This window comes from Methyloterricola oryzae, assembly GCF_000934725.1.
In the GTDB taxonomy this organism is placed as follows: domain Bacteria; phylum Pseudomonadota; class Gammaproteobacteria; order Methylococcales; family Methylococcaceae; genus Methyloterricola; species Methyloterricola oryzae.
Map to the genome: position 1 here is coordinate 166619 of NZ_JYNS01000004.1, position 26477 is coordinate 193095.

The following is a 26477-nucleotide window of genomic DNA, read 5'->3' on the forward strand; positions in this document are numbered from 1 at the left end:
CTACCTCGTCAGGCGTCCATCGCGGCGCGCATGCCGCGAACCAGGTCTGTCATCTCGCGCAGGGCCAGGGCGGTATCGGCGCCCGCCGCCTCGATCCTGCCCACCAGGGCACTACCCACCACCACCGCGTCACCCAGTCGCGAAATGGCGGCGGCGGTCTCCGGATTCTTAACCCCGAAGCCGACGCCCACCGGGAGATCGGTGAGGGAGCGGATTTCCGTGAGCTTGCGCTCCACGTCGCCCAGGTCGAGGTGAGAAGCGCCGGTCACGCCCTTCAGGGAGACATAATACAGGTAACCCCGTCCCAGTTCGCCCATCTGGCGGATACGCTCCGGGGTGCTGTTGGGCGCCAGCAGGAAAATGGGGTCCAGGCCCGCCTCGGCCATCAGGGCCAGAAGCTCCGACGATTCCTCGGGCGGCATGTCCACGGTCAGGACGCCGTCCACGCCCGCCGCGCAGGCGCCTTCGACGAAGGCGCGATAGCCCATGCACTCCACCGGATTGAGGTACCCCATGAGGACCACTGGCGTCGCGCTGTCCTTCTGGCGGAACTCCTTCACCATGGCCAGTACCTTGCGCAGGCTGACCTTATGTTCCAAGGCACGCTCGCTTGCTTTCTGGATCACGGGGCCATCGGCCATGGGATCGGAAAACGGCACTCCCAGTTCGATGATGTCGGCGCCCGCCTCCACCAGGGCATGCATGGCGCCCACGGTGAACTCCGGCACCGGGTCGCCCGCCGTGATAAAGGGAATCAGGCCCTTGCGTCCTTGGTCTTTCAGGGCTTGCAGGGTAGCGGACAATCGGCTCACAGAGAAATTCCTTCGCGCGCGGCAATGGTGTTGATGTCTTTGTCGCCGCGGCCCGAGAGGTTCACCAGGACCTGCTGGTCCGGCTTCAGGGTCGGCGCCAGTTTCATGGCGTAGGCGATGGCGTGGCTGGACTCCAGCGCCGGGATGATGCCCTCCAGCCGGGTCAGGGCATGGAAACCTTCCATCGCCTCGCTGTCGGTGATGCTCACGTACTGAGCGCGGCCGGAATCCTTCAGCCAGGCATGTTCCGGACCCACGCCGGGGTAATCCAGGCCCGCGGAAATGGAGTGGGTCTCGATGATCTCGCCGTCCTCATCCTCCATCAGATAGGTGCGGTTGCCGTGCAGCACGCCGGGGCGGCCGGCGCTCAGGGGCGCCGAGTGGCGGCCGGTCTCGATGCCGTCGCCGGCGGCTTCCACGCCGTACATGGCCACTTCGCGGTCATCGATATAGGGGTAGAACAAGCCGATGGCGTTGGAACCGCCACCCACGCAAGCGATCAGGGCATCGGGCAGGCGGCCGGTCATGGCCTGCATCTGCTCCTTGGATTCACGCCCGATGATGGCCTGGAAATCGCGCACCATAGCCGGATAGGGGTGCGGGCCAGCCACCGTGCCGATGATGTAGAAGGTGTCGTCCACATTGGTGACCCAGTCGCGCATGGCCTCGTTCAAGGCGTCCTTCAAGGTCTTGGAGCCGGACTCCACCGGCACCACGGTGGCTCCCAGCAGCTTCATGCGCAGCACGTTGGGCGCCTGCCGGGCCACGTCCACCGCCCCCATGTACACCACGCATTCCAGCCCCAGGCGCGCCGCCACCGTGGCGGTGGCCACGCCGTGCTGGCCGGCGCCGGTCTCGGCGATGATGCGGCGCTTGCCCATGCGCTTGGCCAGAAGCGCCTGGCCGACGGTGTTGTTCACCTTGTGGGCTCCGGTGTGATTCAGGTCTTCGCGCTTGAGGAATATCTGCGCGCCGCCCATCTCGCGGCTCAAGCGCTCGGCATGATAGACCGGGCTCGGTCGGCCGACATAATGCTTCAGGTCATAATCCAGCTCCGCCACGAAGTCCGGATCCTTCATGTAGCGGTAGTAGGCCTCGGTCAGCTCGTGGATGGGCAGCATCAGCGTTTCCGCCACGAACACGCCGCCGTAAGGGCCGAAGTGGCCGCGGGCGTCGGGCAGGTTGTAGGGCCCCTGGGAGTTATCGGTCTGCATGGTCAAATTGGTATACCTCTTTCAGAAACGCTGCCATCTTGTCCGGGTCCTTGACACCCTTCGCCGCTTCCACGCCGCTGCTCACATCCAGCGCGTAGGGACGCACCTGCGCCAGCGCGGCCCGGGCATTGCCGGGATGCAACCCCCCCGCCAGGATCAGCGGCAAAGGGCACCCGGGCGTAATCCTGTTCCAGTCGAAACCATGACCGGTGCCGCCCTTCGCCGCGGGGTCGTCCACATCCAACAGCAGGGCGTCGGCACTCGCATAGCGGCCCGCCACGTCGCACAGGTCCGTCGCCGCGCCCATGCGCACCGCCTTGATATAGGGCTTTCCGAAGCCAGCGCAATAGTCCGGGGCTTCATCGCCGTGAAACTGCAGGCAGTCGATGCGCACTGCCTGGAGCACCGACCTCACGGTCTGCGGCGCTTCGTCCACGAACAAGCCGACGACGGTCACGAATGGCAGCAATGCGGCCACCACGTCCTGCGCCTGCTCGATGCTGACGGCCCTCGGACTGGGCGCATAGAAAACCAGGCCGATCGCGTCGGCGCCCAGTTGAACGGCCGCCAGCGCGTCAGTAGCCCTCGTAAAGCCGCAAATTTTAACGCGAGTTCGCATTCAACGATACGTTTAAACTGAAAGAAAAGCGCGCTGATCCGAGCCGGAGGATCGGTATTCTACCTGAGGACAGCCGGCATACGCAGGCTTACTTGCATGGCGGGTGCCTACATCGATTGGGAAACGGGACCGAAGCGGCAGGCCTGACCGAGCAACAGCATATCGTCTACCAGTTGGTCATGGGTACGCATCTCGCCGACGATCTCGTCGGCAAGGGAATACACCGGGCAGGACTGACTCTGACCTTTCAGATGAAAATCGCCCACCGGCACGAACTGCCAGGTCTGCGTGCAGGCATCGCACACGGCGCGAGTCAAGGCGATGGCCCGGCCGATGTTACGGGTCAGTCCCTCCAGCCGCGCGGCCAGATTGACCGTGTCCCCCAGCACTGTGTAATCGAGTTTGATGGACGAACCAATGTTGCCCTCGATGACGGAGCCTTTGGTCAGGCCGAAACCGCTGTAAAGAAATCGCATCAGGCGACAGCTGTCCGCACCCTCGCGCATGTTCTTGATATCGCTCAGGGTGCCCAGGCAAGCCTCGAGCGCGCCGTCGGCGTTGTCGCCGTTGAAATGGGCCATCACGCAGTCGCCGACGTACTTGGTCACTTCCCCGCCGTTCTCCACCACCCGCCGGGAACAGACTTCGAGGAACTGGCTCACCAGGTCCGCGACTTCCTCGATGGGAAACCGCTCAGACAGATAGGAGAAAGCCACGATGTCCCCGAACAGCACAATCTGCTCCGCCTTGTGCACCGGCACCCCAAGAGGATTGACGCCCTCGGTCAGCAGTTTCAGCACGCTGGGCTGGGTGTAGCGTTCGATGATGCGATAGGACTCGGTGATGTTCTCCAACATGGTCCGCAGCGCCTGCAGGATGAAATCGCTGGACGAATCCAGGCGGATCATGCGCATCGACCACTTGGAGAACAGCCGCTCGGTAACGTCCAACTCCGCCTTGAGAACCAGCACATCACGATGCCGACGGTCGCGGCGGATGCGCTCCAACAGCCGGTCCACTTGGTGAGCGTCGCCTTCCAGGATCTGAAAGAAAAACTCGTGCGCGGAGAAGAGCACTCCGGTTATGCCGACCTTGAGGTTGTTACGGCTCGAGACCCGGCCGATCTCCTCGACCTCATTCCCCGACATGGGAGCCGTCGCCGTGCTGACATACATGATGCGCTTCATGGTCGGATCCCAAACCCGTCGATCAAACGAAACCGCGCGGTGATTGGTCCGCGTCTGCTAAAAAGACTGTTTCCAGGAAACAAGTTTTACAGATGGTAACCAGTTTGACGGAATCGCACCAGCGTCGGCCTATCCTCCGGCGCCTGCCTGCCCTGGCATGAAGCGGCGGGCATCGGTTGGCAGCAGATCAAAGATCGGGTCCTTGGGCATCCCGAATTCTGGCGGGTAGAACACGCCGCCGAGATAGAGCCCGTCGGCCGGCGCGGTGACACCAGCGAGGTTGCGGTCGCGCGCCTCAAGCACCTCTTTGGCCCAACCCGGTTCGCGCTTGCCGGCCCCCACCTCCAACAGCACGCCAACGATGTTGCGCACCATATGGTGCAGAAAGGCATTGGCGGAAAGCTCGACAAACACCCGCTCGGCTTCACGGTGGACACGGATGAAATGCATGATGCGGCGCGGACTGTTGGACTGGCAGCCCTGGGCGCGAAAGGAGGAGAAATCGTGCTCGCCAACCAGATACTGCGCCGCGGCATGCATGGCTTCCGCGTCCAACGCCTGGTACACCCAGGTGACCTGCCGCCGCCGCAGGGCCGAGCGCATGGGCCGGTTGAGGATGACATAGCGGTAGTAGCGGGCGATGGCGCTGGTGCGGGCATGGAAGCCTGGCTCCACCTCGCGCACCCAGGTGACGCGGACATCGTCGGGAAGCTGGGTGTTGACCCCCAACAGCCAGGAACGCGTCGCGCGAATCGCCGAGGTGTCGAAATGCACGACCTGCTCCAGGGCATGCACCCCCGCGTCGGTGCGCCCGGCGCAAACCACGTCCACATTTTCGTCGGCCACGCGCGCCACCGCCGCTTCCACGCAAGCCTGCACCGTGCGCCGGTCGCGCTGCCACTGCCAGCCGGCAAACTCGGCGCCGTCGTACTCTAGGCCCAGGGCTATACGTGGCATCAGAGAGCACTCCGATAACGCGCGGCCCTTCCCGATCCGATAAACCATGTAGTGGTTCGGCAAAGCTCCAAGCGCGCTGCGGGACCCGTTTGCCGCGCCGAGCCTCGCAGCGTGCCCAAGGAAAAGCCCGAAGGGGCACCGCACGGACGCGGTGCGGCGGCGAAGGGCGATGGATCGCCCTTTCGCCGACCCCGCCGGGCAAGCGAGAAGCGAGGAAAAAAGCGGCAACCGGGCAGCCTTTTCTTTCGTCCCTTTCTTTTGGCTGAACAAAAGAAAGGGACCCGCCCTCGGGTGCGGGAACCCGATTCAAAATAATCGTCGCGCAGCGACACGAACCACTGGTAAACGAAGTTCAGGCCACAACTCCCGATGATCGCGGACTGGAGGCCGCTCCCACCAGGGTGGGTGTCAGTCGGGTACGCGCAGTGCGCCTGACAAGCCGGCCAATACCGATCAATACCCATCATCCCCATAAGGGTCGGAAATGAAGTTCTCGAAGCGGGTGTACTGGCCCAGGAAGGTCAAACGGCAGGTACCGATGGGACCGTTACGTTGCTTGGCGATGATGATCTCCGCCGTGCCTTTGTCGGCGCTGTCGGGGTTATAGACCTCGTCGCGGTAGATGAAGATGATCAGATCGGCGTCCTGCTCGATGGCGCCGGACTCGCGCAGGTCCGAGGGCACCGGCCGCTTGTTGGGCCGCTGCTCCAAATTGCGGTTGAGCTGGGACAGAGCGATCACCGGCACGTTCAGTTCCTTGGCCAAGGCCTTCAAGGACCTTGAAATTTCGGACACCTCGTTGACGCGATTCTCGGCACTGCTGCCGGATTGCATGAGCTGGAGATAATCCAGCACCACCAGGCCCAACTGGCCGTGCTCGCGCGCCAGGCGTCGGCAGCGGGCGCGCACTTCCGTGGGCGAGAGCGCCGGCGTATCGTCGATGAACATCTGGGTTTCCGCCAGGATATTGATGGCCGAGGTCATGCGCGGCCATTCATCGTCCTCCAGCTTGCCGGTGCGCACTCGGTGCTGGTCGATGCGCCCCAGGGACGACATCATGCGCATGGCCAGCTGCTCGCCAGGCATTTCCATGCTGAACACCGCCACCGGCAACTTTTCCTTGATGGCCACGTTCTCCGCCAGGTTCATGGCGAAGGTGGTCTTGCCCATGGATGGACGCCCGGCCACGATGATCAGGTCGGAGGCTTGCAGCCCCGAGGTCATCTCGTCGAAATCGGCAAAACCGGTGCTCATGCCGGTGATGTGGCCTTCCTTGTGGAACAACTCCTCGATACGGTCCACGGCCGTGGCCAGCAGGGCGCGTATGGGCTTGAAGCCGCTGCCGCCCTTGCGCCGCTGATCGGCGATGCGGAAGACCCGCTGCTCGGCGGCCTCCAGCAAATGGGCCAGCTCGCTGCCATCGGGGTGATAGGCGGAATCGGCGATCTCCACGCCCACATGGATGAGCTGCCGCAGCACCGAGCGCTCGCGCACGATATCGGCATAGGCGGCGATATTGGCCGCGCTGGGCGTGTCGCGGGCGATGCTGCCCAGATAGGCCATTCCGCCGGCCTCCTCCAGTTGCCCTGCCTGCTCCAGCGTCTCGGACAAGGTCACGACGTCGAAAGGCGACTGCTTGTCCGCCAATTGCTTAATGGCGCGAAAGATCAACTGATGATCCCGCCGGTAGAAATCCTCCTCGCCGACCCGGTCCGCCACCGTGTCCCAGGTGGCGTTGTCCAGCATCAGGCCGCCCAGCACCGATTGCTCGGCCTGTACCGAATAGGGAGGAAGCTTCACCGCGTCCACGCTGCGGTCGCTGAATCGGGCCAGTTCGCTCATATATCGCTCAGGTGTTCCGAATGCTTTCGATCAATTGCGTGGTGGAATGGCCCTCGACGAAATCCAGCAGCCGGACTTCGCCGCCATGAGCCTGCACGCAGTCATGACCGGCGATAGCCTCAATGCTGCGGTAGTCGCCGCCTTTTACCAGGATGTCGGGCAAAATGCGGCAAATGGCTTCGCGCGGGGTATCCTCGGCAAACGGCACCACCCAGTCCACGCATTCCAGCGCCGCCAGCATGGCCATGCGGTGCGACAATGGATTGATGGGCCTGCCCTGCCCTTTCAACCGCCTGACCGAGGCATCGTCGTTGACCAGGACCACCAGTCGATCGCCGAGCGCCCTGGCCTGCTGCAGATAATGGATGTGGCCTGGATGCAGGATGTCGAAACAGCCGTTGGTCAGCACGATTCTCTCGCCCTCACGGCGAGCCAGGTCGCGTAGCCGGAGCAGGGACTCCATATCCACGGCACCGCGTCGGTGGGCCTTGGTCCCGCTCACCGCGTATTCCAGTTCTTCCACGCTCACCGCCGCGGTGCCAAGCTTGCCCACTACCACCCCGGCCGCCAGGTTGGCCAGCGCCACGGCATCCGGCAGGGCGGCGCCCGCCGCCAGGCCGGCGGCCAGCACGGAGATCACCGTATCGCCCGCGCCGGTAACATCGAACACCTCGCGGGCATGGGCCGGCAGGTGCAGGGCGGGCGCCTCCGAGCGCAGCAGGCTCATCCCGTGCTCCCCGCGGGTAATCAGGAGCGCCTCCAGGCACAGGTCCTCCATCAATCGGCGTCCCTTTTCCTCAATCTGCCCCTGATCGGCGCAGGCCCCGACTATAGCCTCGAACTCGGATAAATTGGGTGTCAAGAGAGTCGCGTGGCGGTACCTGGAAAAATCCGCGCCTTTAGGATCCACCAGCACCGGGCGATCCGCAGCGCGGCAGGCCTCGATCAGGGCCGCGACCTCACTGAGCGTGCCCTTGCCATAGTCGGAGAGCACCACCACCTGCACGCCGGCGAGGCGGGCCCGCAACTCCCCGACCAAGGGCGCCGGGTCCACCTCCCGGAAGGATTCTTCGAAATCCAAGCGTATCAGCTGCTGCTGACGACTGATAACGCGCAGCTTGGTGATCGTCGGCAGCCTAGGTTGCCTCAACAGCCGGCACTCCACGCCGGCAGCCGCCGCCAGCCGCGCGACCGCATCACCCGCCTCGTCCGCGCCGCAGTAACCGAGCAGGCATACCCCCACCCCCAGGGCCGCCAGGTTCAGCGCAACATTGCCCGCCCCGCCCAGACGCTCGTCGGAACCGCTGACCCGAACCACCGGCACCGGCGCCTCCGGGGAGATGCGTGCGGCCGGGCCATGCCAGTAGCGATCCAGCATGAGATCGCCGGCGACCAGGACTTTGGCGGACTGAAACGGGGGGAGTTGCATGGACCGAAATAAGGGATGCGGACCGGAAAGGATATCACAGAGACTGGAATTGACCCGCGCGAGACGGCAGGCCAAAGCCCCAGCGTGTCTCATCCAGCCGCCGGGCAACCGAAGGCATCAAATACGAACTTTGCTGTCAGCCGCTTTTACGACAATTTATCTTAGCTTTATAAGACCTTGAAAGTCTTTACATTACTATCAGGCACACGGATTGCTTTCCAACCACAGACAAAAGTTTTCTTGGTATTCGACAGTCCCCTCGGGGCCTATGTGGAGAGCAGACCATGAGCAAATTCAGATTACTGGCCACCATCGCGGCTTTACTAAGCGCCAGCCTGGGAGCCCAGGCGGATACGGTCAACGTGAGCAACCGGTTAAACAATGCCGGGTTCGGAACGGACATCTTCAGCACCGGCGATCCGCTGGACAACTGGATCATCACCAGCGGCAGCGCCGTCCTGCGCCCTGCCAACTACACCATCGACCGCGACAACCTGCCCGGGGAGGACGAGGGCGAAACCTTCGACAACAGTTTCACCACGGGCAATTTTCTGGTCCTGGGCGATCCCTCCGGCAAGATTGGCGGCGATAACGGTTTCGGTCCCTCCAGCATCATCCAGGATTTCCGCACTCCGGCCGTCTTGGGCGGCAAGGGAGTTGAGTCCTTGAACCTGAGCCTGAGCTTCGACTATGCCTTCGACGGCCTCGCCGACCCCGACGCCCTTCCTACAACCCCGGCCGACCAGTTCATCGTGACCCTGCAGCGCATTCGGCCCAGCCAGAGCGACCCCGTCGTCACCCTGCTCAGCGAAGAACTCGGGGTTTCCAATCTTGGACAGCTCGCTGGACACTTCGAACAGACCCTGTCCCTGCTGCCCGGGTTCAAATATCGCCTGACCTTCAGCCTGTTCGAGGATGATGAGGAAGTCGCTGGCGTATCCCTTCAGGCCTTCAATTCCGCCGTAGGCCTGGACAACGTGCGCGTACAGGGTACGGCCAGCGTGGTACCCCTGCCCCCCGCAGCCTATCTGTTCGCCTCGGCAGTGGCCGCCATGACCCTGCTCGGCCGCCGCCGCGCCGCGTTGGCCGCGTGAACGGTTCGCGCGAATGTCCTGGGAATCGGGCTGTAAAGTCCAAGATTTCCGGACATCCGGGCACCGCAATTGCTCCGTGGATCGAAGAACGCCCTACAAATCACGTACCTCAGGAATAAGGACTCTTCTCACCTTACCCGCAAAACGAGCGACTGGAGTCCAAATACAACCGTAGTAATACTTAGTGCATCAAAACTGTGACAGGCCTGACTACCGCGTCATTCCCTCGCAATCGAACCAGGCCAACCCGGCGCTCGTAACGGAAAATAACCACATATAACTGATTATTCTAAAGTATCCTGCAAAATCTTAGTCCTATAAGCCACACCCCCCGTTCTAGAAAAGCTCAGGAATAAGAGCTTTCCTACATCAAAATACTTTACACAGCGAACAGCAGCAAATCTGGAGTACCAGCTACCAATCTGATATCACAACGTTTTTCCGACACGGCAACATTTTTGCATTTCTATTTGTGGAAATTGATGTGCCGCGTCCGCCGGAAACCGGTGGCGCACTTAAACGTGAGGAGAAACGTGACGATGAAGAAATCTCTTACTGCTATCGGATTGGTGGTCTCGGCTGCGCTGCTTGATGCGGGTCCAAGCTTTGCTGACACACTGGACGTGGGCAATCGGCTGAACAACTCAGGTTTTGCGACGGATGTCACGAACGTGGGAGACCCCCTGCTCGGTTGGGTCACCAACAGTGGCACGGTGAACCAGCGAGGCGTTGCAACCGCCATCAATGCTGATTCAAGTCCACTCGTTGACGAACGGAATACTTACGATGGCTTCTTCACCACGGGTCGGTTTCTCGTGCTGGGCGACGTCGGCGGCGCCATCGGCGGCGACAATCAATCCGGCACGCACAGCATTATTCAGCACTTCAGAACTCCCGGTGCGGTTCAGGACCGTGACGTAATCGATCTGAGCCTGAACCTGAGCTTTGATTATGCCTTTGACGGCGTCACCAACGATCTGGCCGATGGCGATGTGTTGCCCGACCAGTTCACCGTGACCCTGCAGCGAATTCGCGCCAACCCGGTCAACAACGGCCCGATCACCACGGTTTTCAGCCGGGAACTGGGCATCAACGACCTTTCTCAATTCGATGGTCACACGTCCATTCCCCTGACACTCGAGATCAATGCCCTTTATCGTCTGACCTTCAGCCTGTTCGAGGACAACGAACAGGTCATCGACTCCAATAGCCAGGCCTTCAACTCCGCCGTCGGCCTGGACAATATCCGGATCGAAGGCACCGCCGAAGTGGCGGCGCTGCCGGCACCCGTTCCGCTGCCGCCCGCGGCGTACCTGATGGCCTCTGCCATCGCCGCCCTGGGTGTCCTGGGCCGCCGCCGCACGACCTTGGCGGCCTGATCTACCACTGCCGGGAACTCCACCTCCGGGCAGGAGTTCCCAGCGCCCGCACTTGCATCAGCTGATTGGAGCCTCCCCCGATCCCGCACGCTGAACTGCTCGACTACCCCACCCCGCCACAGCGCGCGAACCGCTAGCCGCGATTCACGCCCCTTGGATCAGTCCTGACGAATGCACCTGCCGAGCGTCGGGAAAAAGATCCAGCAAGCCAGGCATCTTGCTCCACTGCGGCCGCCCGCAAAAAACCGCTGTCGGATCGAACGACCTGATTGACACATGGCCCGTGCGCCGCGGCGTGGATAACGCGCCAGGCCCGTGTCAGTTCGACTGGACACCCACCCCGAGCGCGTCACCAGTTCTGTGACACGCCGCGACGCGTATCCCGCTGTCACCCGCGCAGCTTCCAGCCGAGTGACTCCGGAACTGCGGTGTCGATGGCAAAACCTGACAGAAGGCGCCTGTGACCGCACGGAGCGAAGCTTCGAACCCGACAGCGCAGATAGGAACCGGCAGCACAGCCTCCGCATCCCCCCTTAGTGCCTACCGAGAAACCGATCCTGGACTCACGCGCTGACGGAACGATGAAAGGAAAGAGCCGTCCCGTAGGATGGCCCTGAATGAAAAAGGGGGCTTGAAGCCCCCTTTTTTGAACGCCGCATTCAGCGGAGTGCGGCGGCACGGCGCCGCCGCATCCTTTCTGGATTTACTCCACCCGGACGATACCCCACAGGCCGCCAAGGTTGCCGTTGCCCTGCTGGTCGCGGAACAAGTAGTCGCCGGTGACCCCGCCCTGGCCGCCTGCCTTGGGAACCCGGATATCGAAATGCGATCCGGGCAGGACGGAGTCCTGACCGCCCAGGTAGTTGCCTAGCGGGTTTTCACCGATGGCACGCGAGCCCACCTCGAAGCCCGCCACGGTCGGGAAGAACCCGCTGGGCTTGCAGTTACCGGCGATACCCAGATGGCTGGAACCCGGGCACATGTAGGGCGCCCGCTGCCAGTCGTGACCATGCAGGTTGAACACCGTGGGACGCGCAGTACCCGCCGGATTCAGCACGTGCATGCGGAACTCCTGACCTGCCCTCACCTTGAACACCGGGGTGACCGGATCGGCCGAGCCACCGCGCTGGTTGCTATACGCGGTATGGGCATCCGGCACATCACCCAGGGCGACGCCCCCCACATGGGTCGGGTCACCCCCGATGAACGGCGCCGTCGGAGGCAGATCAAAACGGAACCACATGGGCTCGGAACCGTAGTTGATGGCCATTTGACCGGAGTCCTGGGAGTCCTCGGTAACGATGTGCTCCACCTTGGTGTCCTCCACCGGTGAGCCGTCCTTGTAACGCTGGGTCAGGCCCTTCTGGAAGACGGAGACGAAGTCCTTGAACTTGGTGCCATTGCTACGGGTCACCGTCACCGAAGCGCGGGTGCTGCGCTGGGCGTTCGGGTCCGTGCTCTGGCGGTCGCGCACCGTTTCGTTCTCTGCCCACACCGAACCCTGAGGCTCGATGACCAGGGCTCCCACCAGGGACTTCTGGCCCTGCTCCATCTTGTCCGTGGGCATCAGGTTGATGCCGCCGAACTCCACCGGGGTGGCCATCAGCTTGTACTGGCCCGCGGCCACCGGCTGCAGACTGAGATCACCCGCATACCATTTGTAGCGCTCGATGCGGTCGTCCGCCACCGTGGCCGGATCGTCCAACGGATTCGCCAGGGTCTTGTTGGCGCCATTGACGCCTACCACGGAACCGTCCGAGTTGGTCAGGTCATAGGCCACCAGGGCGGCATGCAGACCCACCGTTGAGGAAGGGCGGACCAGATTGGCGTTGAAGGTGGTCACACCGCTGCTGGTGACTTCCCGAGGCACAATACGGTACCAGTGCTTGTAGCCGTTCAGGTCCGGCGCATTGGCCTGGCCGATGCGGTTACGCAGGGTGACGTTGACGCAATCTCCCGCCGCAGCTCGCATCACGATCGGCTCCACCGGCGCCGTGTCCTTGAGCTTCATGGCGGATGCCGGGCAGCCCATCAGAGTAGCGGCGAACTTGCCGTTGGCGTTGAAGCAACCCGGCTGGGTCAGCGCCGTTACGCCCGGCTTCAGTTCCAGATCGCCGGTCTGCACGTAGAGCATGGCCGTGGGGTCGTGCAGCACGCCGCCCTTATGCGCGGAACTGCGCGGGTTGTAGACCAGGGTGCCGCCGTTGGGGTTGAGCGTACCGCTGCCCGGACTGGACTCCGGGATGGTGGCGCCCACTGCGTTGTTAAGCACATCGTTGGCCAACACCACGCTGACGTCATAGTTGCGCGAGGGCGCCGTCACCGGGCACACGCCACTGAACTCCGTCTTGTTGGTAATGGCTAGCGGGCCAGCGGTCTGCGGGTTGTTGGGCATCTGGAACAGGTCGTTGCGCGCGCCGTTTCCATAGGTGCGCATCAGACCCCAGGTGCCGTTCCAATAACCTTCCGCGCTGGCATCGATGCTGTACAGGTAGTCGGAGCGGCGCTCCACTTCCAGGTTCTTTCCGAGCAGCGGCAGGGTCGGCGCGGCAAAGCTGAACTGCTCCGAAATAGCTGCCTGCTGGCTGTTGCGCCAGCCGGAGACCGGATCGAAGCCATAGCCGGAACCGCCCTGCAGCCACTTCATGCCGTGGATGCTGGCGTTATGCATTTCCTCGTCGCCACCCGCCTGAATCTTCACACGCACGCGGTCGCCGTAGTAGGTCCGCAGCATGGGGGTGAACGGGTCGCCCGCCTGGATCGCAGCGGGACGCGCATGCAGCGGAGCCGGGAAGCGGGTGCCGCTTACGCCATCGTTGAGGCCCTTCTTCGGCTGCGCGTTCATCGTGGCGACCTTGCGGTCAGTGCGGCTCTGCAGAGCATAGGCCAAGTCGCCCGCCAGACCATCGGCCTGGGCGCCCGGCTTGCCGTCCGGCCCGATCTTGTTCGGATCGTAGATACGCAGGGCCAAAGGCTCGTTGCGGTAATTCACCACCATGGTGCCGGGGTCAGCAGCGGAAATACCTTCCGGGCAGGGACGCGGCGAGCCATCCGGGCACTTGGAATCGTAGGTCACGATGTTGAGCGGGTCGGTCGCGGCCACATCGCCCACATGCGGCGGATTGATGGCCTTCTCGTAGGTGTTTGCCGTCGGCACCGGTCCCAGGCTTCCATCCTGCTTGCGGCCCACATAGGTGCCCGCCAGGTAGGCCGGCTGGAAATCGCTGTATTCCAGATAGAACTCGCGGTAGCTGTCGTCCTGGCCATCGCGGTCGATGTCGCCGGTAAGAATGGCCGCCTGCCAACTGGTTGGACCACCATCGGTACGGGTGCCGTTGTAAAGAGTCTCGCCGGTTTCGTTATGCACCCAGGTGGAACCCGCCGGCTCCACCAGCACTGTGCCGTAGAGGCCCGCCTGCTGATGGGTGGAGGGGCCAAAGTGGTCATGGGTGAAGATGATGCCCAAGCCACGGTGCACGCCTTCCGCGTTCACCACGGGATCAAAGAACCAGCGCTGCAGGGTGGAGCGGGCGCCCAGCCACTCCGGGTTCTGGCTGAAATAGGGATGCACCTCGCCGGCTAGCGGGGTGTTCGCCGCGCGTCCGGCGCTATCCGACGGATTGCCGGCACCGCTGGGATTCAGGGCATTGATGGCGTGGATGCGCTCCATCACCGCGTCGGGCGCCAGGGTGCCATCCTCGTAGTTCCAGCCATTGCCGGATCCGTCGGTGGTAGACAGATCCCACTTGGGCAGATGAATGTGCTGACCGATGATGTCGGTGGTGGTCCGCACCTGGAAGTCGTCCAGTTCGAAGACCTTCGGCACCAGGTTGGTATGGACATACATGGTGCAATCGAAGGTGTTGTTGCGCATCACCAGAGGTTCCGGTGCCTTCTGCTTGTTGATGATGGGGAGGGCGTCTTCCCACAGGGCGATGATACGCTCCTGCGGATAGTGCCAGCCCGCCTTGTTCAGCACGGCGTCGAACTGAATGTTGGCGCCCTTATAGACGCGCGGCTTTTGCGCTGTAAAGGGTGAACTACCGGTGATGCTGGTGCCGCCAGAACCATCGAAGAACTGCCCGGTCGTGCCCGCATTCATCACATTGCCGCGGTCATCGATGCAAGGCTCATGGAAAGGCGCGCCAGGCACCGGCCGGCCGGAACCGTTGGTAACAAACGGAGCCGCAACAGGTGTTCCGTCCATCCGCAGCTTGAAGCTGGGATGCTCGCGCACTGCATGGTAAGCCATGGCTGCCCGCTCGGCGGCTGTGCCATCCTCCGGATACCAGACGGCGCGGGCTTTCAGGATGTCCTTGGTCAGGTCGAGACGGTTCACATGGGAAATGAAAGGCGCCGGGTCGCCGGTGGCGGCAATCCCGTCCAGACTGTGACGCGGCAGACCGCCGTCCCAACCACCTTCCGACGGGTCCGCATGACCATCGCCATTGGCGTCAAAGGGCGCCATGTCCAGAGGGGGCGTGGGCGGACGCTGGCCGACGGTGTCTTCCACGCCGCCCACCCAAAACGGGAAACCCGGGTTCTTCAATCCGGTGGGGTTAATAGGGGTTTTCAGGGGCGTCAAGGTGTTGTTCACCAGGGCGGTGTCGGTGTCGCTGCTGTCGATGCGCGCCACGCTGCCTACCGGGATCACCTGGTCAACCAGTTCCGACGGGTTGGCAGGATTGGGGCGCTTGACCGTCGTCGTGTTCTTGTTGGCGACCACCTCGACTTTTCCGGGCATCGGCGCCATGGCCTTGCCGGGCAGCGGCACAATCGCCGGAATCGGCGTGCCGGCGAGGATTTCGCCGTCCGGCAGCGCACGGACGTGAGCGTCACCGTTCCCGCTCAGCGCGGGCTTGCCCTTGAGCAAGTCATAGGGCTGACTGTGGAAGCCCGCACCGCTCACCTCCAGCTTGGTGCCGGTTTCCAGCACATCGTGGTTGCGCCACAGTTCCCACATACCCTGGGCAAAATGGGGGTACAGATGGCAGTGGAAGATGGCGTCGCCAGCGCTCTTGTTGCGGTTGCCAGAGCCGCCGAAGTTGATCTCGTAGGTATAACCCGAGCCCGGGCCGACCGCCTGAGCGTCCAGGTAGTTGGAATTGTCGTCGTTGGGGTTGTAAAGCCACTGGTGATTGTGCAGATGGAATACGTGATGTTCGCCGCCCGTGTGCAGATTGCGGAACTTCACGAAATCGCTGATGTAGCTGTGATGGACGTTGGAGGGATCATCCGGGTAGTAGGCCATGCTGGCTTTGGGACCCGTGGTGCCAGGCGGCGGAACCTCTCCTGGCGCGAGCCCTTCTAGACCAGCGTTGGCAGGCACGTCCACCACCATGGCCGGGTCACCGACCGCGTGCGAGGTGAGAAAGAATTCCTCGCCCACGCAGCTAAGACAGTCGTGCATGGGACCCACGCCCAGGCGGTTGGCGATCACCTCGCTGCCTACACCCGCCGACCCATAATTGATCATGAAGACATCACCCAGGGCATGCAGGGTGTATCCGAGAGGGTTCCCTGGCTTGAGCTCATAGAATTTCGGAAACGCGTTGGCCGTCGACATTTCGTCGTGGAAAATGACGGTGAACTCGCGGAAAGCTTCCAGACGATTAGGCAGGCTGGGATTGCGCTTGCCAGCCTTCTCCAGCGGGTAGGTGCCCACCGGGAAACCGCCGTCCGGCTTGGGGCCCGCGATGATGGCATTGATGTCGGAATGAACCAGCGTGGTGCCGTCCAGCATGTTGAGAATGGGCAGCCCGGCCTTGCCTTCCTGGTTCCAGGGCTCTGCATTCGGATAGCGCGCCTCGTAGTTCAGGATGGGCTGTCCGTTGGTGGTAGTGCCTGTGGTGGCCAGGCGCATCTCCTCTTCCGTCAGCTGGCTCCGATAGAATTTGGCATTCCTGGGCTCCACGTTGACGGCCGCGAACAGGCCGTTGGCGCTGTTGCCTGCCGAGCCGTCGCCGCCGAACGTGGCGCCGTGGCTGGTCACCAGGAAAGTGCCCTCATGCTCGGCGTAAAGGCGGTACACGGCGGAGCCGCCGGGCGGCACCAGGCTGTTGGCGTTCTTGCCGACGAAACTGCCATCGTCCTGAATGCTGCCCGCCAATTGCAGGCCCTGGGAATGAAAGCCGGCCATGCGGTCGGCGACCTGATCGTCCACCTTCATCAAGGGGTTGGCCGCGTTTTTCGAATTGGCCACCGGCGACAGCCAGTTCTCGAAATTCACCGTGAGGCAGTCGCCTTCCGCGACGCGCAGCACCAACGGACGGGGACGCTTGTCCGGACGCAGCATGGCGCTGCCCGGCCCCGGCATCCCCGAACTGGAAGACACCACGTCGCGCTTCAGGGCATACATCATCCCGTTGACATTGGTGGCACCAAGGCGGTTGAACATCAGGGGTTGGTCGATGGCGACCACGTCGGCAGTGATCGTGCGGGCGCAGCTTACCGCGGCTTCCGCCTCATTCACCAAAGAGGCAGCCAGCATCAGCACCAGGGTCGAAAATGCAAGCTGGGTCGCCGGATTGGACTCGCTTTCGCGCCCTGCGACCGCAAGTTCCGAACTGTCTTTACGACTTCTCATTGGGCATTCCTCTTTATTCTTGGCAAAGCCGGGGCTCACCGCAACGGCGCGGCAGCATCAAGTGATTGAATTCTTTCGAGCGGCGGAGGCGGCGAAGCGCCTCCGCCCCGGGGTCAAGGGGTGACCACTTCCTCGTCGCGGCCTTGCAGGTCGGAGGTCACCACGACCTTCGCCGGCGGCGCATACATGTTGGTGAAGATGAAGCTGTATTTCCCCGCGGTAACCGGATCGGGAATCATCACTTCGGACCTGGAGCCAGCCCGTGCGGTCAGGGTGCGGGCCATGCCGTTCAGGGGATCACTTTCGTTAGGGCTGGCCGGCTTGAACTCGTCGCTGGTGGTCGCAACTACCTTCAACTCGTGCTTGGCGGGCGTATACACCGCGCTGGTGATCTTCACACTGTCGGTCAGCGGTGCGGTCTCGGTGGTTTTGCCCATCGCATTCTCGGTACTCACCGTCACCGTGGATTTGAAATTTGTGCAGTTGCTGTTGGAATAAGATCGGCGGTTGAAGAAGCGTCCCTCGCCATCGCTCTCCATGGTCTGCGCGGAGCCCGGCTGCCCGGAACGGGTCAGCAGGGCCGTCGGATCGGACTGCGCCCATACGTTCATGCGGGCCGAAGTTCCAGCCTGGTTGCGGTAGAAGGTGGCGCCGTCAATGACCACCGGATAGGGCGTAGTTGCACTGTCGAAGATCTTGCCCATGACAGTGAAATCCCAGGTTTCGACCACGTTTTCGCTGCCGACCGGCCCACCCAGGTTGGCGCCAGCGGGCCCTTCTACGCGGAAGACGTTGCCATTTGCGCCGCAGGGACTGCCGGTCACGCCATGCGGGGTCGCACCGTCGCCCACATAGCCCGCCGGAGGCGCCGGCAAGGTTTCATCCCACACCAGAAACGGGCCCACTTCGCCGGTCAGCATGTCGGCGAAAGGCGCGCCGCCACCAAGGTCGCGGGTCACGTTGATAGCCCGGCGACCGGGGGTAGTCACCTGGTAGATCTCAGGCTCGCAGGCATAGGGGTGCCAGACCTTGTAGGTTCCGGCCACCGGCGCATCGATACGGATACGCACCCGTCCAAAGGCGAACTGCTGGCCGTCTTCAGGAATTTCTGCTGCCCACGCCGCTTCCAGGGCCAGGGTCAGATCGGCGCTGCCGTCGTTCACGGGCACCGAGGCTTCCGCCATCCACCAGAATGCTTCCGGGCCAAAGCCGATCTGCTCGGAAAAGGTATTGCCCTCTTCCACCGGATCAAAGAAGCAGTAGTCGCCAGGGGCGCCGGTTGCCGTCCCCGGACCATCCAAACACAGTTGCAGCGTGACATTTTTGGAATCCTTGATCCACAACGGGAACTTGTTGACCGGGTGGGGCAGGCCGTTCATGGCCAGTTCGGCATGCGCAGCCTGGCCAGCCCCGAATCCGAGCAAGACAGTCGATACGAGGGCTCTAGTGAAATGTCGCATGTCGAAATACCTCATTATTTGGTTTTTTGGTTCAGGCAAACCGCCTGTAACCGTTTGATTAATACCAAGCCTTACAACCACAAACTAACTTCAAAATCTTGAAATCATTCACCACCACAACCGTCATCACAGGGTCTTGGCCTCATTGGCCTGACAGGAATCAGTCTTCCTCTTACACAAACTTAATTCCGCCTTCCCTGCGGCAGGTTCACGCGTACTTATAACCCTTACTCCGTCTTCCAGCCCGGTCTATAACCGCCTGAAATAACGCACCAAACCCAGGCAAAATTCTCAAATTTGTGACACATAACCGAACCACCCATCCATTCAGGCCAACCCTGACCTTCTAAGTCCTTTTCTCAATTTTCTGGGCAAGACTGTCGCAGAACCGAGACAGAAAATTTTTTTCTGAGAAACTTGCCTTCTCGTCATCCACTCAGAGGACAGAGTTGATTCGGACATCGCCAGTTTTCACAGACATATTCCAATATCGTGCCATTAAATTTTTTTATTGTTTTATCAATCTGTTAAGCTCATCCATCGCAACATGGAGATGAGAAATGTAAATTTTTTCATATGGGTAAACCTCCTTATTTTCTTGTCCAGGATGGGTGCGGAGACTTGTCGCCACGTAACGACATCATCGAGAAAGATCAAGCGGCTAGGAGCGCCATGGGATACCAGGCGGGGGGAAGTTAACGTCCAACCAGCCTCTTTCCATGGCTGTCACATGCGTGTGACATGAGTGAAAAGCCGGCCGCGCTGCGGGGAGCAAAGCGACTTGGCGACGGGAAGCGATCCCGGGCCGATCAGTTCCGCGTGCCCGATAAGCGACTGATCGTATGACCAAAGCAAAGGTCCTTATGCGGATTTTTATTATTTTAAAGCCGAGCCTGCGGACGAATGGCCAGGCGCCCGATTCCGATGCATTCGTAAGGGATTCTTAAATGGGACGGCATCCGCAGTGCCACGAAGCACAGCAGTAGGTCCAAGACCAGGCACGAAAGGCACGCGATGAGAGCTATACATTTGCACGGCTCTGCCTCAAAATGACGCGGGACAGCAAGAAATCTGCCAGCAGTTCAGCAATACCGCCTGGCCCAGTTGCCACGAGCGGCCGTATCACGGGTTTTGTACTAGAACAAAGAGAGCCGATGCGGAAACCGGCCGGCTACCACACCATCCAGAGAGGACATCATGTTTGACAAGCTGAAATCCCTTCCCGCCAGGTATTCCATGCCTTTGCTGGCGGTCTTCATCGTCCTGCTTTATGTCGTGACCAATAAGGTGGTCGTGCCGTTGGTGATGAAGGTGATGGACTCGGAACTGTTTTTGGTTCCGGATGAGGAACACGAGGAACTGGGCAAGATCAGCAACCAGCGCACCGACTTTGCCTTGCTGCAATGCAAGGCGGCGATGAAGGACGAGAACCAGATTCCGGAAACGGCCCAGTTCGATGACTCGATCTACGAGGCCTGGGCCCTGGGTGGCAGGACCTATGTGATCCGTTCCCAGGTGACCGTGCCCGTCGAAGGCCAAGGCATGGCTACGCGGAAATATGCGTGCAAGATTCAGTTTGCCGGCGGTGACGTGGGCAACGCCGAAAACTGGTCAATTCTAGGCATCGATTTCAACGAACCCGCGTCCGAGTAGACCACGGAGCGGGACATGGTCCCGCCTTCTGAAAGGCGCGCGCCTCATACCGCCGTCGAATAGAGGCCTTTGGCGCGGATGTACGCCATCACCTGCGACGGCAGCAGATAGTCCGCACGGCGACGGCCTGCCAGGATAGCTCTGATTGCGGTCGCGGATATCGGCAACTGCGTCACCTCCACGGCATGCACCAGCCCAAAGGGCTCGCCACGCAGACGCGCGCCCTGCGCGGTCATGCGCAAGCCAGCCCATTCCGCAACTGCCGGGTTGGAGTCCAGGGGAAACGCGCCGGGCCGGCGCATCACCACGATATGCGACAGGTCCAGCAATTCACGCCAGCGGTGCCAGAGGTCCAGCCCCAGAAACGCATCCTGCCCCAGCACCAGGCACAAGGACGCTTTCGGCCACTGCTCACGCATGGACGCCAGCGTATCGACCATGTAGGAAGGACCTTCCCGCTCCATTTCGCGCCGGTCCAGCACGAAACAGTCGGGCGCTCCTTGAAGAGCGAGTTCCAGCATCTGCAATCGGTCGTCCGGCGACGCCACCGGCTGGCGCCGGTGGGGCGGCTGGCGGCAAGGCACCCAGCGCATTTCATCCAGTTCCAGGGCTTCACACACCTCCAGGGCCGTGCGCAAATGCCCGAAATGCACCGGATCGAAGGTGCCGCCAAAGATGCCGATCAGCATCGGCTCTGAGCGGTCTTAGCCGCGCACGTGACCATCGCCTAGGACGATGAACTTTTGCGTGGTCAGGCCTTCCAGGCCGACCGGACCGCGCGCGTGCAGCTTGTCGGTGCTGATGCCGATCTCCGCACCCAAGCCATACTCGAAGCCATCGGCAAAGCGCGTGGAGGCGTTCACCATCACCGAACTGGAATCCACTTCCCGCAGGAAGCGCCGCGCCCGCGTGTAATCCTCGGTGACGATGGCTTCGGTGTGTTGGGAACCATGGCGCTGAATGTGCTCCAACGCCTCGTCGAGTCCGGAAACCACCCGGATCGACAGGATGGGCGCCAGGTATTCCGTATCCCAATCCGCCTCTGTCGCCGCAACACAGTCGGGGATGTAGGTGCGGGTCACTTCGCAGCCTCGAATCTCCACGCCTTTTTCGCGCAGTTTCAGGGCCATTTCCGGAAGCAGGTCGTTGGCGCAGCTCGCCGCGACCAGCAGGGTTTCCATGGCGTTGCAGACCCCATAACGGTGGGTCTTGGCGTTGAGCGCGATGCGCAGGGCCTTGTCGCGGTCGGCGCCCTCATCGATGTAGACATGGCAGATGCCGTCCAAATGCTTGATGATGGGGATGCGCGACTCTGCCATGATGCGCTCGATCAATCCCTTGCCTCCGCGCGGGACGATGACATCCACGTGCTTGTCCAGATTCAGCAGCGCCCCGACGGCGGCACGGTTGGTGGTTTCGATCAATTGCACGGCGTCCTGGGGCAGTCCGGCCTGTTCCAGTCCGGTGCGGATGCAAGCCGCAATCGCCTTGTTGGAATGGATGGCCTCGGAACCGCCGCGCAGGATGCAGGCATTGCCCGATTTCAGGCACAGGGCCGCAGCATCCGCCGTCACGTTGGGACGCGACTCGTAGATGATGCCCACCACCCCCAGAGGCACGCGCATGCGGCCGACCTGAATCCCGGTGGGCCGAAAGGTCAGCCCGGAAATCTCGCCCACGGGGTCGGCCAGGGCCGCCACCTGGCGCAGGCCTTCCGCCATGGCCGCAACCCGCTTGGCGTCGATCACCAGACGCTCCAGCATGGCCGCTTCCAGTCCCTTCTGGCGGCCGGCCTCCAGATCGCGCCCGTTTTCCTCAATCAGAAAATCGGCGCGCGCTTCCAGTTCCGCCGCGATGGCCGCCAAGGCACGATTCTTGGCCGCAGTCTCGGCACGGCCAATCAGCCGCGACGCGGTGCGGGCGCGTTCGCCCACGGCAAGAATATAACTGTTGATGTCGTCAGAATCGGAAAATCGAGCGGGCATATTCATGGGTCACGGACAGGTTCTGGCGTTGAATAGGGGGTTAAACAATGAAAGGCCGGCGTGCGGAGCCGTTCAGGCGATGTCCTCCCGTAGACGTCGCGACGCGGGTCCCCGGCCCGCCATGGTCATGCACACATCCAACAGCGCGTCCCAGGCTTCCCCGGTGTCCTGCCCCTTGATGATGCGATCGGATCTTGAACACGCCAGCAAGGACTGCCGCACCTGCTCGCGGTCCAGCCGCTGCAGTGCTTTAACCATCCCGGCCTTGCGGCTGTCCCAGATTCGCAGCCGGCTGAACGCGGCATCCGGGGTGGAGCCGTCCGCCACCGCGGCCTGCACGGAGGCCACCACGCGCAGGTCGCGGGCCAGCGCCCACAAGGCCACGGCGGCGGCAATCCCTTCAGCGCGCAGCGCGGCCAGTATCCGGTTGGAGCGCACCAACTGGCCCTGCAGGGCTGCCTCGGACAGGTCATACACATCGTAGCGGGCGCTGTCCGCCACCGCCTTGCGAATCATCTCGTCCTCGATCCGTCCCGAACCGCAGAGGATGTGCAGCTTCTCCACTTCCTGGGCCGCGGCCAGCAGATTGCCTTCCACCCGCGCCGCCAGCAGGGCCAGCCCGGACCGGTCGGCCAGCATGTTGCGGGCGCCCATGCGCCGATCCAGCCAAGCGATGAGCTGGGGACCTTCCAGTGGCCAGACCTGGATGAAAACGCCCTTGGGCTCCAGCGCCTGGAACCAGCGGCTTTTCTTCTGCTCGTCGCCCGTCAGCTTCGGCAGGCTGACGATGAGCACGGCATCTTCGGGAATCCGCTCGGCATAGCGCACCAGCGCATCGGCGCCGGCCTTGTCCGGCTTGCCCGGCAGGCGCAGGTCGAGAATGCGCAGATCACCGAACAGGGAATAGGATTCCGCCGCCTCCAGCAACTGGCCCCACTCGAAACCGCTGTCGACATAGAACAGTTCCCGGCTGGCGTAGCCTTTGGCGCGCGCGGCCTCGCGGATGGCATCCACGGCCTCGCCCAGTTGCAAGGGTTCGTCGCCGGAAACCAGGTAGACCGGCGCGATGCCTTTGCGAAGGGCATCCGGCAACTGATCCAGCTTGAGCTTCACGACTTCCCCGGCGGCGGCTTGTTCAACGCCGAGATGGCCCGGCGCAACAGGGTCTGCGCAGCCTCCTGCTGCATCTCCGTGCGCATCACGCCTTCCTCGGCGACCTGCGCCAGCGGCAGGGTCTGGTCGTTGAAGTAGTCGCGCCGCACTTCGATGTCCTGGCGCGGCAACAGCACTTCCCCTTCCGGGGTTCGCACGTCGTATACGATGCGATAGAACAGGTCGAACTCGGTACTGCGGCCGAAACGGCTCAAGGTGAGGGAGCGCCGGGAATGATAGGCGCGGTAGACGTGCACGATCCCCGCAGCTTCGGCGGGCGATTTCACCAGGCGCCCGCCCACCAGGCCCAGCGCAGTGCTGAAATCGCCGTACAGCGCATTGCTGGAGCCGATCCCCTGCAGCAGGATGCCCTTGGCGAAGGTCGGGCCACCCGAGCCGCGCAAATGGAATCCGCAGCCCGCCGTCACAGCCAAGACCGCAGCGAGCAACAGAAGGCGGGGGATACGCGCGCGCATGGACATGAGCCTCATACCACGATGTTGACCAGCTTGCCGGGAACCACGATGACCTTCTTCGGCGGCTTGCCCTCCATGAAACGCTGGGCGGTCTCGTCCGCCAGGGCCACGCCCTCAACGAGTTCGCGCGAAGCATCCGCCGCCACGCTGATCTTGCTGCGCAGCTTGCCGTTGACCTGCAGGACCAGCTCGATGGTGTCCTGAACCAGGGCCGCCTCATCCACCGCCGGCCACGGCGTATTGACCGCCATTTCCGGGTGACCCAGTTCCCGCCACAGCCGATGCGATGCATGGGGCACGATGGGTGACAGCATCAAGACCACCGATTCCAGCGCCTCCTGCCGGATCGCCCGGCCCGCCTCGCTCTCGTCTTCGAAGCGCGACAGGGCATTGAGCAGTTCCATGTTGGCGGCGATGGCCGTATTGAACGTGTAGCGGCGCGCATAATCGTCCGTCACCTTGCGTAGCGTCTCGTGCACCTGGCGGCGCATGGCCTTCTGCGCGTCATTCAGGCTGGAGGTGTCCAGCGGGCCGGGCTTCTCGCCCCGCGCATGCTGCGCCACCTGCCGCCATAGGCGCTTCAGAAACCGGAAGGCCCCCTCCACGCCGCTGTCCGACCATTCCAGGGACTGGTCCGGCGGCGCCGCAAACATGGTGAACAGGCGCACCGTATCCGCCCCGTACTTATTGACCAGGATTTCCGGGTCGACGCCATTGTTCTTGGACTTGGACATCTTCTCGATGCTGCCCACCGTCACCGCCTGGCTGTCCGCGCGGAGGGTGGCGCCTAAGGGCCGGCCCTTGTCATCGCTTTGCACGTCCACCTCGGTCGGACCGAAGTAGTGTTTCTTGCCATCGGCCTCCCGGTAGAAGGTGGGCGCCACCACCATGCCCTGGGTCAGCAGATTGGTGAAGGGCTCGTCGCAGGCAACCAAACCGGCGTCGCGCATGAGCTTGTGGAAGAAACGCGCATAGAGCAGGTGCAGGATGGCGTGCTCGATGCCGCCAATGTACTGGTCCACGGGCAGCCAGTAATTGGCGCGCTCGTCCAGCATGCCGGTCGCCGCATCAGGGCAGGCATAGCGGGCGTAGTACCAGGACGACTCGAAGAAGGTGTCCATGGTGTCGGTTTCCCGCTCCGCAGCCCCGCCACAAGTCGGGCAGCCGGTCTGGAACCACTGCGGCATCTTTTTCAGGGGCGAACCCACATCGATGACCACATCCTCGGGCAGCACCACGGGCAGTTGGTCCTCGGGCACCGGCACGTCGCCGCACGTCGGACAATGAATGATCGGAATCGGACAGCCCCAGTAACGCTGGCGCGAGATGCCCCAGTCGCGCAGGCGGAACTGGGTGCGCTTCTGGCCCAGGCCTTTGGCTTGCAAGTCGGCGGCGATGGCGTCGGACGCCTGGGTGAAATTCATGTCGTCGTAGCGGCCTGAGTTGACGCACACGCCCTCCTTGCTGGCGTACCAGTCCTGCCAGGCTTCCAGGCTGAATGCCGGCGCGTCGGCTGGCCTGGCATCGATCACCTGGCGAATGGGCAAGCCCAGCTTGCAGGCAAACTCGAAATCGCGCTCGTCGTGGGCCGGCACCGCCATCACGGCGCCTTCGCCGTAACCCCAGAGCACGTAATTGGCGACCCACACCGGCAGTTGCTCGCCGTTGAGGGGATGGATGACGAAGCGGCCAGTATCCATGCCCTTCTTTTCCATGGTGGCCAGTTCCGCCTCCGCGGTACCGCCCTGCTTGCATTCCTCGATGAAAGCCGCCAGAGACGGATTGCCTTCGGCCGCTTCCAGGGCCAGGGGGTGCTCGGCGGCCACGGCCACATAGGTCGCGCCCATCAGGGTGTCGGGCCGGGTGGTGTAGACCTTGACTACACCCTCCCCGTCCGCATAGGGGAAGTGCACCTCGCAACCGTAACTCTTGCCGATCCAGTTGCGTTGCATGGTCTTCACCTGCTCCGGCCAGCCGGGCAGATTGTCCAGTTCCGCCAGCAATTCGTCGGCGTAATCGGTGATGCGCATGAAGTACATGGGAATGTCGCGCTTTTCCACCAGCGCGCCGGAACGCCAGCCGCGCCCATCGATCACCTGCTCGTTGGCAAGCACGGTGTGGTCGACCGGATCCCAGTTGACCGGGGCGGTCTTCTTGTAGATCAGTCCCTTCTCGAACAGCTTGGTGAACAGCCATTGCTCCCAGCGATAATAATCCGGCTTGCAGGTCGCCAGCTCGCGGTCCCAGTCGATAGCTAGCCCCAGGGACTTGAGCTGCGCGCGCATGGCGTCGGCATTGGCATAGGTCCAGGCCGCCGGCGCCACCTTGTTCTGCATGGCGGCATTCTCCGCGGGCAGGCCGAAAGCGTCCCAGCCCATGGGCTGCAGCACGTTCTTGCCGCGCATGCGCTGGAAGCGGCTGATGACATCGCCGATGGTGTAGTTGCGCACATGCCCCATGTGCAGGCGTCCACTGGGATAGGGGAACATGGACAGGCAGTAGAACTTGTCCCGGGCCGGGTCTTCGAAAGCCTTGAACGCGCGCGCGTCTTCCCAGGCCTTTTGCGCCTCTTCTTCAACCTCGCGAGGCTGGTAATGTTCTTCCATTCGTCGTTCGATCGGTACGAGAAAAA

General features: G+C 62.5%; 17 protein-coding genes. 3 read left to right on the plus strand and 14 right to left on the minus strand.

Annotation, left to right across the window (positions count from 1 at the left end; genetic code table 11):
• Window positions 1-8: 8 nt before the first annotated feature.
• The 7 genes from trpA to hldE all read right to left on the minus strand — a co-directional run bounded on the left by trpA (window position 9) and on the right by hldE (window position 8060).
• A complete protein-coding gene (trpA, locus tag EK23_RS08145) occupies window positions 9-812 on the minus strand; it encodes a tryptophan synthase subunit alpha (RefSeq protein WP_045224841.1) in 804 nt (267 codons plus the stop codon).
• The gene (trpB, locus tag EK23_RS08150) at window positions 809-2026 is read right to left on the minus strand and encodes a tryptophan synthase subunit beta (protein ID WP_045224842.1); all 1218 of its coding nucleotides are present in this window, start codon (window positions 2024-2026) and stop codon (window positions 809-811) included. The genes trpA and trpB overlap by 4 nt, the downstream gene beginning before the upstream one ends.
• Window positions 2013-2645, minus strand: coding sequence for a phosphoribosylanthranilate isomerase (locus EK23_RS08155; RefSeq protein ID WP_045224843.1), 633 nt, complete (start codon window positions 2643-2645; stop codon window positions 2013-2015). Before EK23_RS08155 ends, trpB begins: the two co-directional genes overlap by 14 nt.
• 107 nt (window positions 2646-2752) lie before the next feature.
• Window positions 2753-3832 carry a BLUF domain-containing protein gene (locus EK23_RS08160; RefSeq protein ID WP_082054038.1) on the minus strand — a complete coding sequence of 360 codons (1080 nt, stop codon included), beginning with the start codon at window positions 3830-3832 and terminating at the stop codon, window positions 2753-2755.
• Between the two features lie 129 nt (window positions 3833-3961).
• Window positions 3962-4789: a tRNA pseudouridine(38-40) synthase TruA gene (gene truA, locus EK23_RS08165; RefSeq protein ID WP_045224844.1), complete on the minus strand. Its 828-nt coding sequence runs from the start codon at window positions 4787-4789 to the stop codon at window positions 3962-3964.
• 453 nt (window positions 4790-5242) lie between these two features.
• On the minus strand, window positions 5243-6631 hold the full coding sequence (gene dnaB / locus EK23_RS08170; RefSeq protein WP_045224845.1) for a replicative DNA helicase: 1389 nt from the start codon (window positions 6629-6631) through the stop codon (window positions 5243-5245).
• 7 nt (window positions 6632-6638) lie between these two features.
• Entirely contained in the window at window positions 6639-8060 is a 1422-nt protein-coding gene (gene hldE / locus EK23_RS08175; RefSeq protein WP_045224846.1) for a bifunctional D-glycero-beta-D-manno-heptose-7-phosphate kinase/D-glycero-beta-D-manno-heptose 1-phosphate adenylyltransferase HldE, read from the minus strand.
• A gap of 284 nt (window positions 8061-8344) precedes the next feature.
• Here hldE and EK23_RS08180 point away from each other — a divergent pair, with 284 nt between their 5' ends.
• Both EK23_RS08180 and EK23_RS08185 read left to right on the plus strand, forming a co-directional pair.
• Window positions 8345-9154 (plus strand): hypothetical protein, encoded by an 810-nt coding sequence (locus tag EK23_RS08180; RefSeq protein WP_045224847.1) that lies wholly within the window; start codon window positions 8345-8347, stop codon window positions 9152-9154.
• Window positions 9155-9693: 539 nt separating this feature from the next.
• Window positions 9694-10533: a hypothetical protein gene (locus tag EK23_RS08185; RefSeq protein ID WP_145998603.1), complete on the plus strand. Its 840-nt coding sequence runs from the start codon at window positions 9694-9696 to the stop codon at window positions 10531-10533.
• Between the two features lie 703 nt (window positions 10534-11236).
• Here EK23_RS08185 and EK23_RS08190 read toward each other — a convergent pair.
• Both EK23_RS08190 and EK23_RS08195 read right to left on the minus strand, forming a co-directional pair.
• Window positions 11237-17119 (minus strand): cupredoxin domain-containing protein, encoded by a 5883-nt coding sequence (locus EK23_RS08190; protein ID WP_235281956.1) that lies wholly within the window; start codon window positions 17117-17119, stop codon window positions 11237-11239.
• A 113-nt stretch (window positions 17120-17232) separates the two neighbouring features.
• A complete protein-coding gene (locus EK23_RS08195) occupies window positions 17233-18579 on the minus strand; it encodes a hypothetical protein (RefSeq protein ID WP_145998604.1) in 1347 nt (448 codons plus the stop codon).
• A 1197-nt stretch (window positions 18580-19776) separates the two neighbouring features.
• On the opposite strand from EK23_RS08195, the gene EK23_RS08200 reads away from it, so the two are divergent.
• Window positions 19777-20232, plus strand: a complete 456-nt coding sequence (locus EK23_RS08200; RefSeq protein WP_045224850.1) for a hypothetical protein — start codon at window positions 19777-19779, stop codon at window positions 20230-20232.
• Window positions 20233-20276: 44 nt separating this feature from the next.
• On the opposite strand, the gene nadD is transcribed toward EK23_RS08200, so the two are convergent.
• The 5 genes from nadD to leuS all read right to left on the minus strand — a co-directional run bounded on the left by nadD (window position 20277) and on the right by leuS (window position 26451).
• Entirely contained in the window at window positions 20277-20918 is a 642-nt protein-coding gene (nadD, locus tag EK23_RS08205; RefSeq protein WP_045224930.1) for a nicotinate-nucleotide adenylyltransferase, read from the minus strand.
• 18 nt (window positions 20919-20936) lie between these two features.
• Complete coding sequence (locus EK23_RS08210; RefSeq protein ID WP_097990915.1) at window positions 20937-22223, minus strand: glutamate-5-semialdehyde dehydrogenase; 1287 nt, start codon at window positions 22221-22223, stop codon at window positions 20937-20939.
• 66 nt (window positions 22224-22289) lie between these two features.
• Window positions 22290-23330 (minus strand): DNA polymerase III subunit delta, encoded by a 1041-nt coding sequence (holA, locus tag EK23_RS08215; protein WP_045224852.1) that lies wholly within the window; start codon window positions 23328-23330, stop codon window positions 22290-22292.
• The gene (locus EK23_RS08220) at window positions 23327-23845 is read right to left on the minus strand and encodes an LPS-assembly lipoprotein LptE (protein ID WP_158002466.1); all 519 of its coding nucleotides are present in this window, start codon (window positions 23843-23845) and stop codon (window positions 23327-23329) included. Before EK23_RS08220 ends, holA begins: the two co-directional genes overlap by 4 nt.
• A gap of 11 nt (window positions 23846-23856) precedes the next feature.
• Entirely contained in the window at window positions 23857-26451 is a 2595-nt protein-coding gene (leuS, locus tag EK23_RS08225; protein ID WP_045224854.1) for a leucine--tRNA ligase, read from the minus strand.
• Window positions 26452-26477 lie beyond the last annotated feature (26 nt).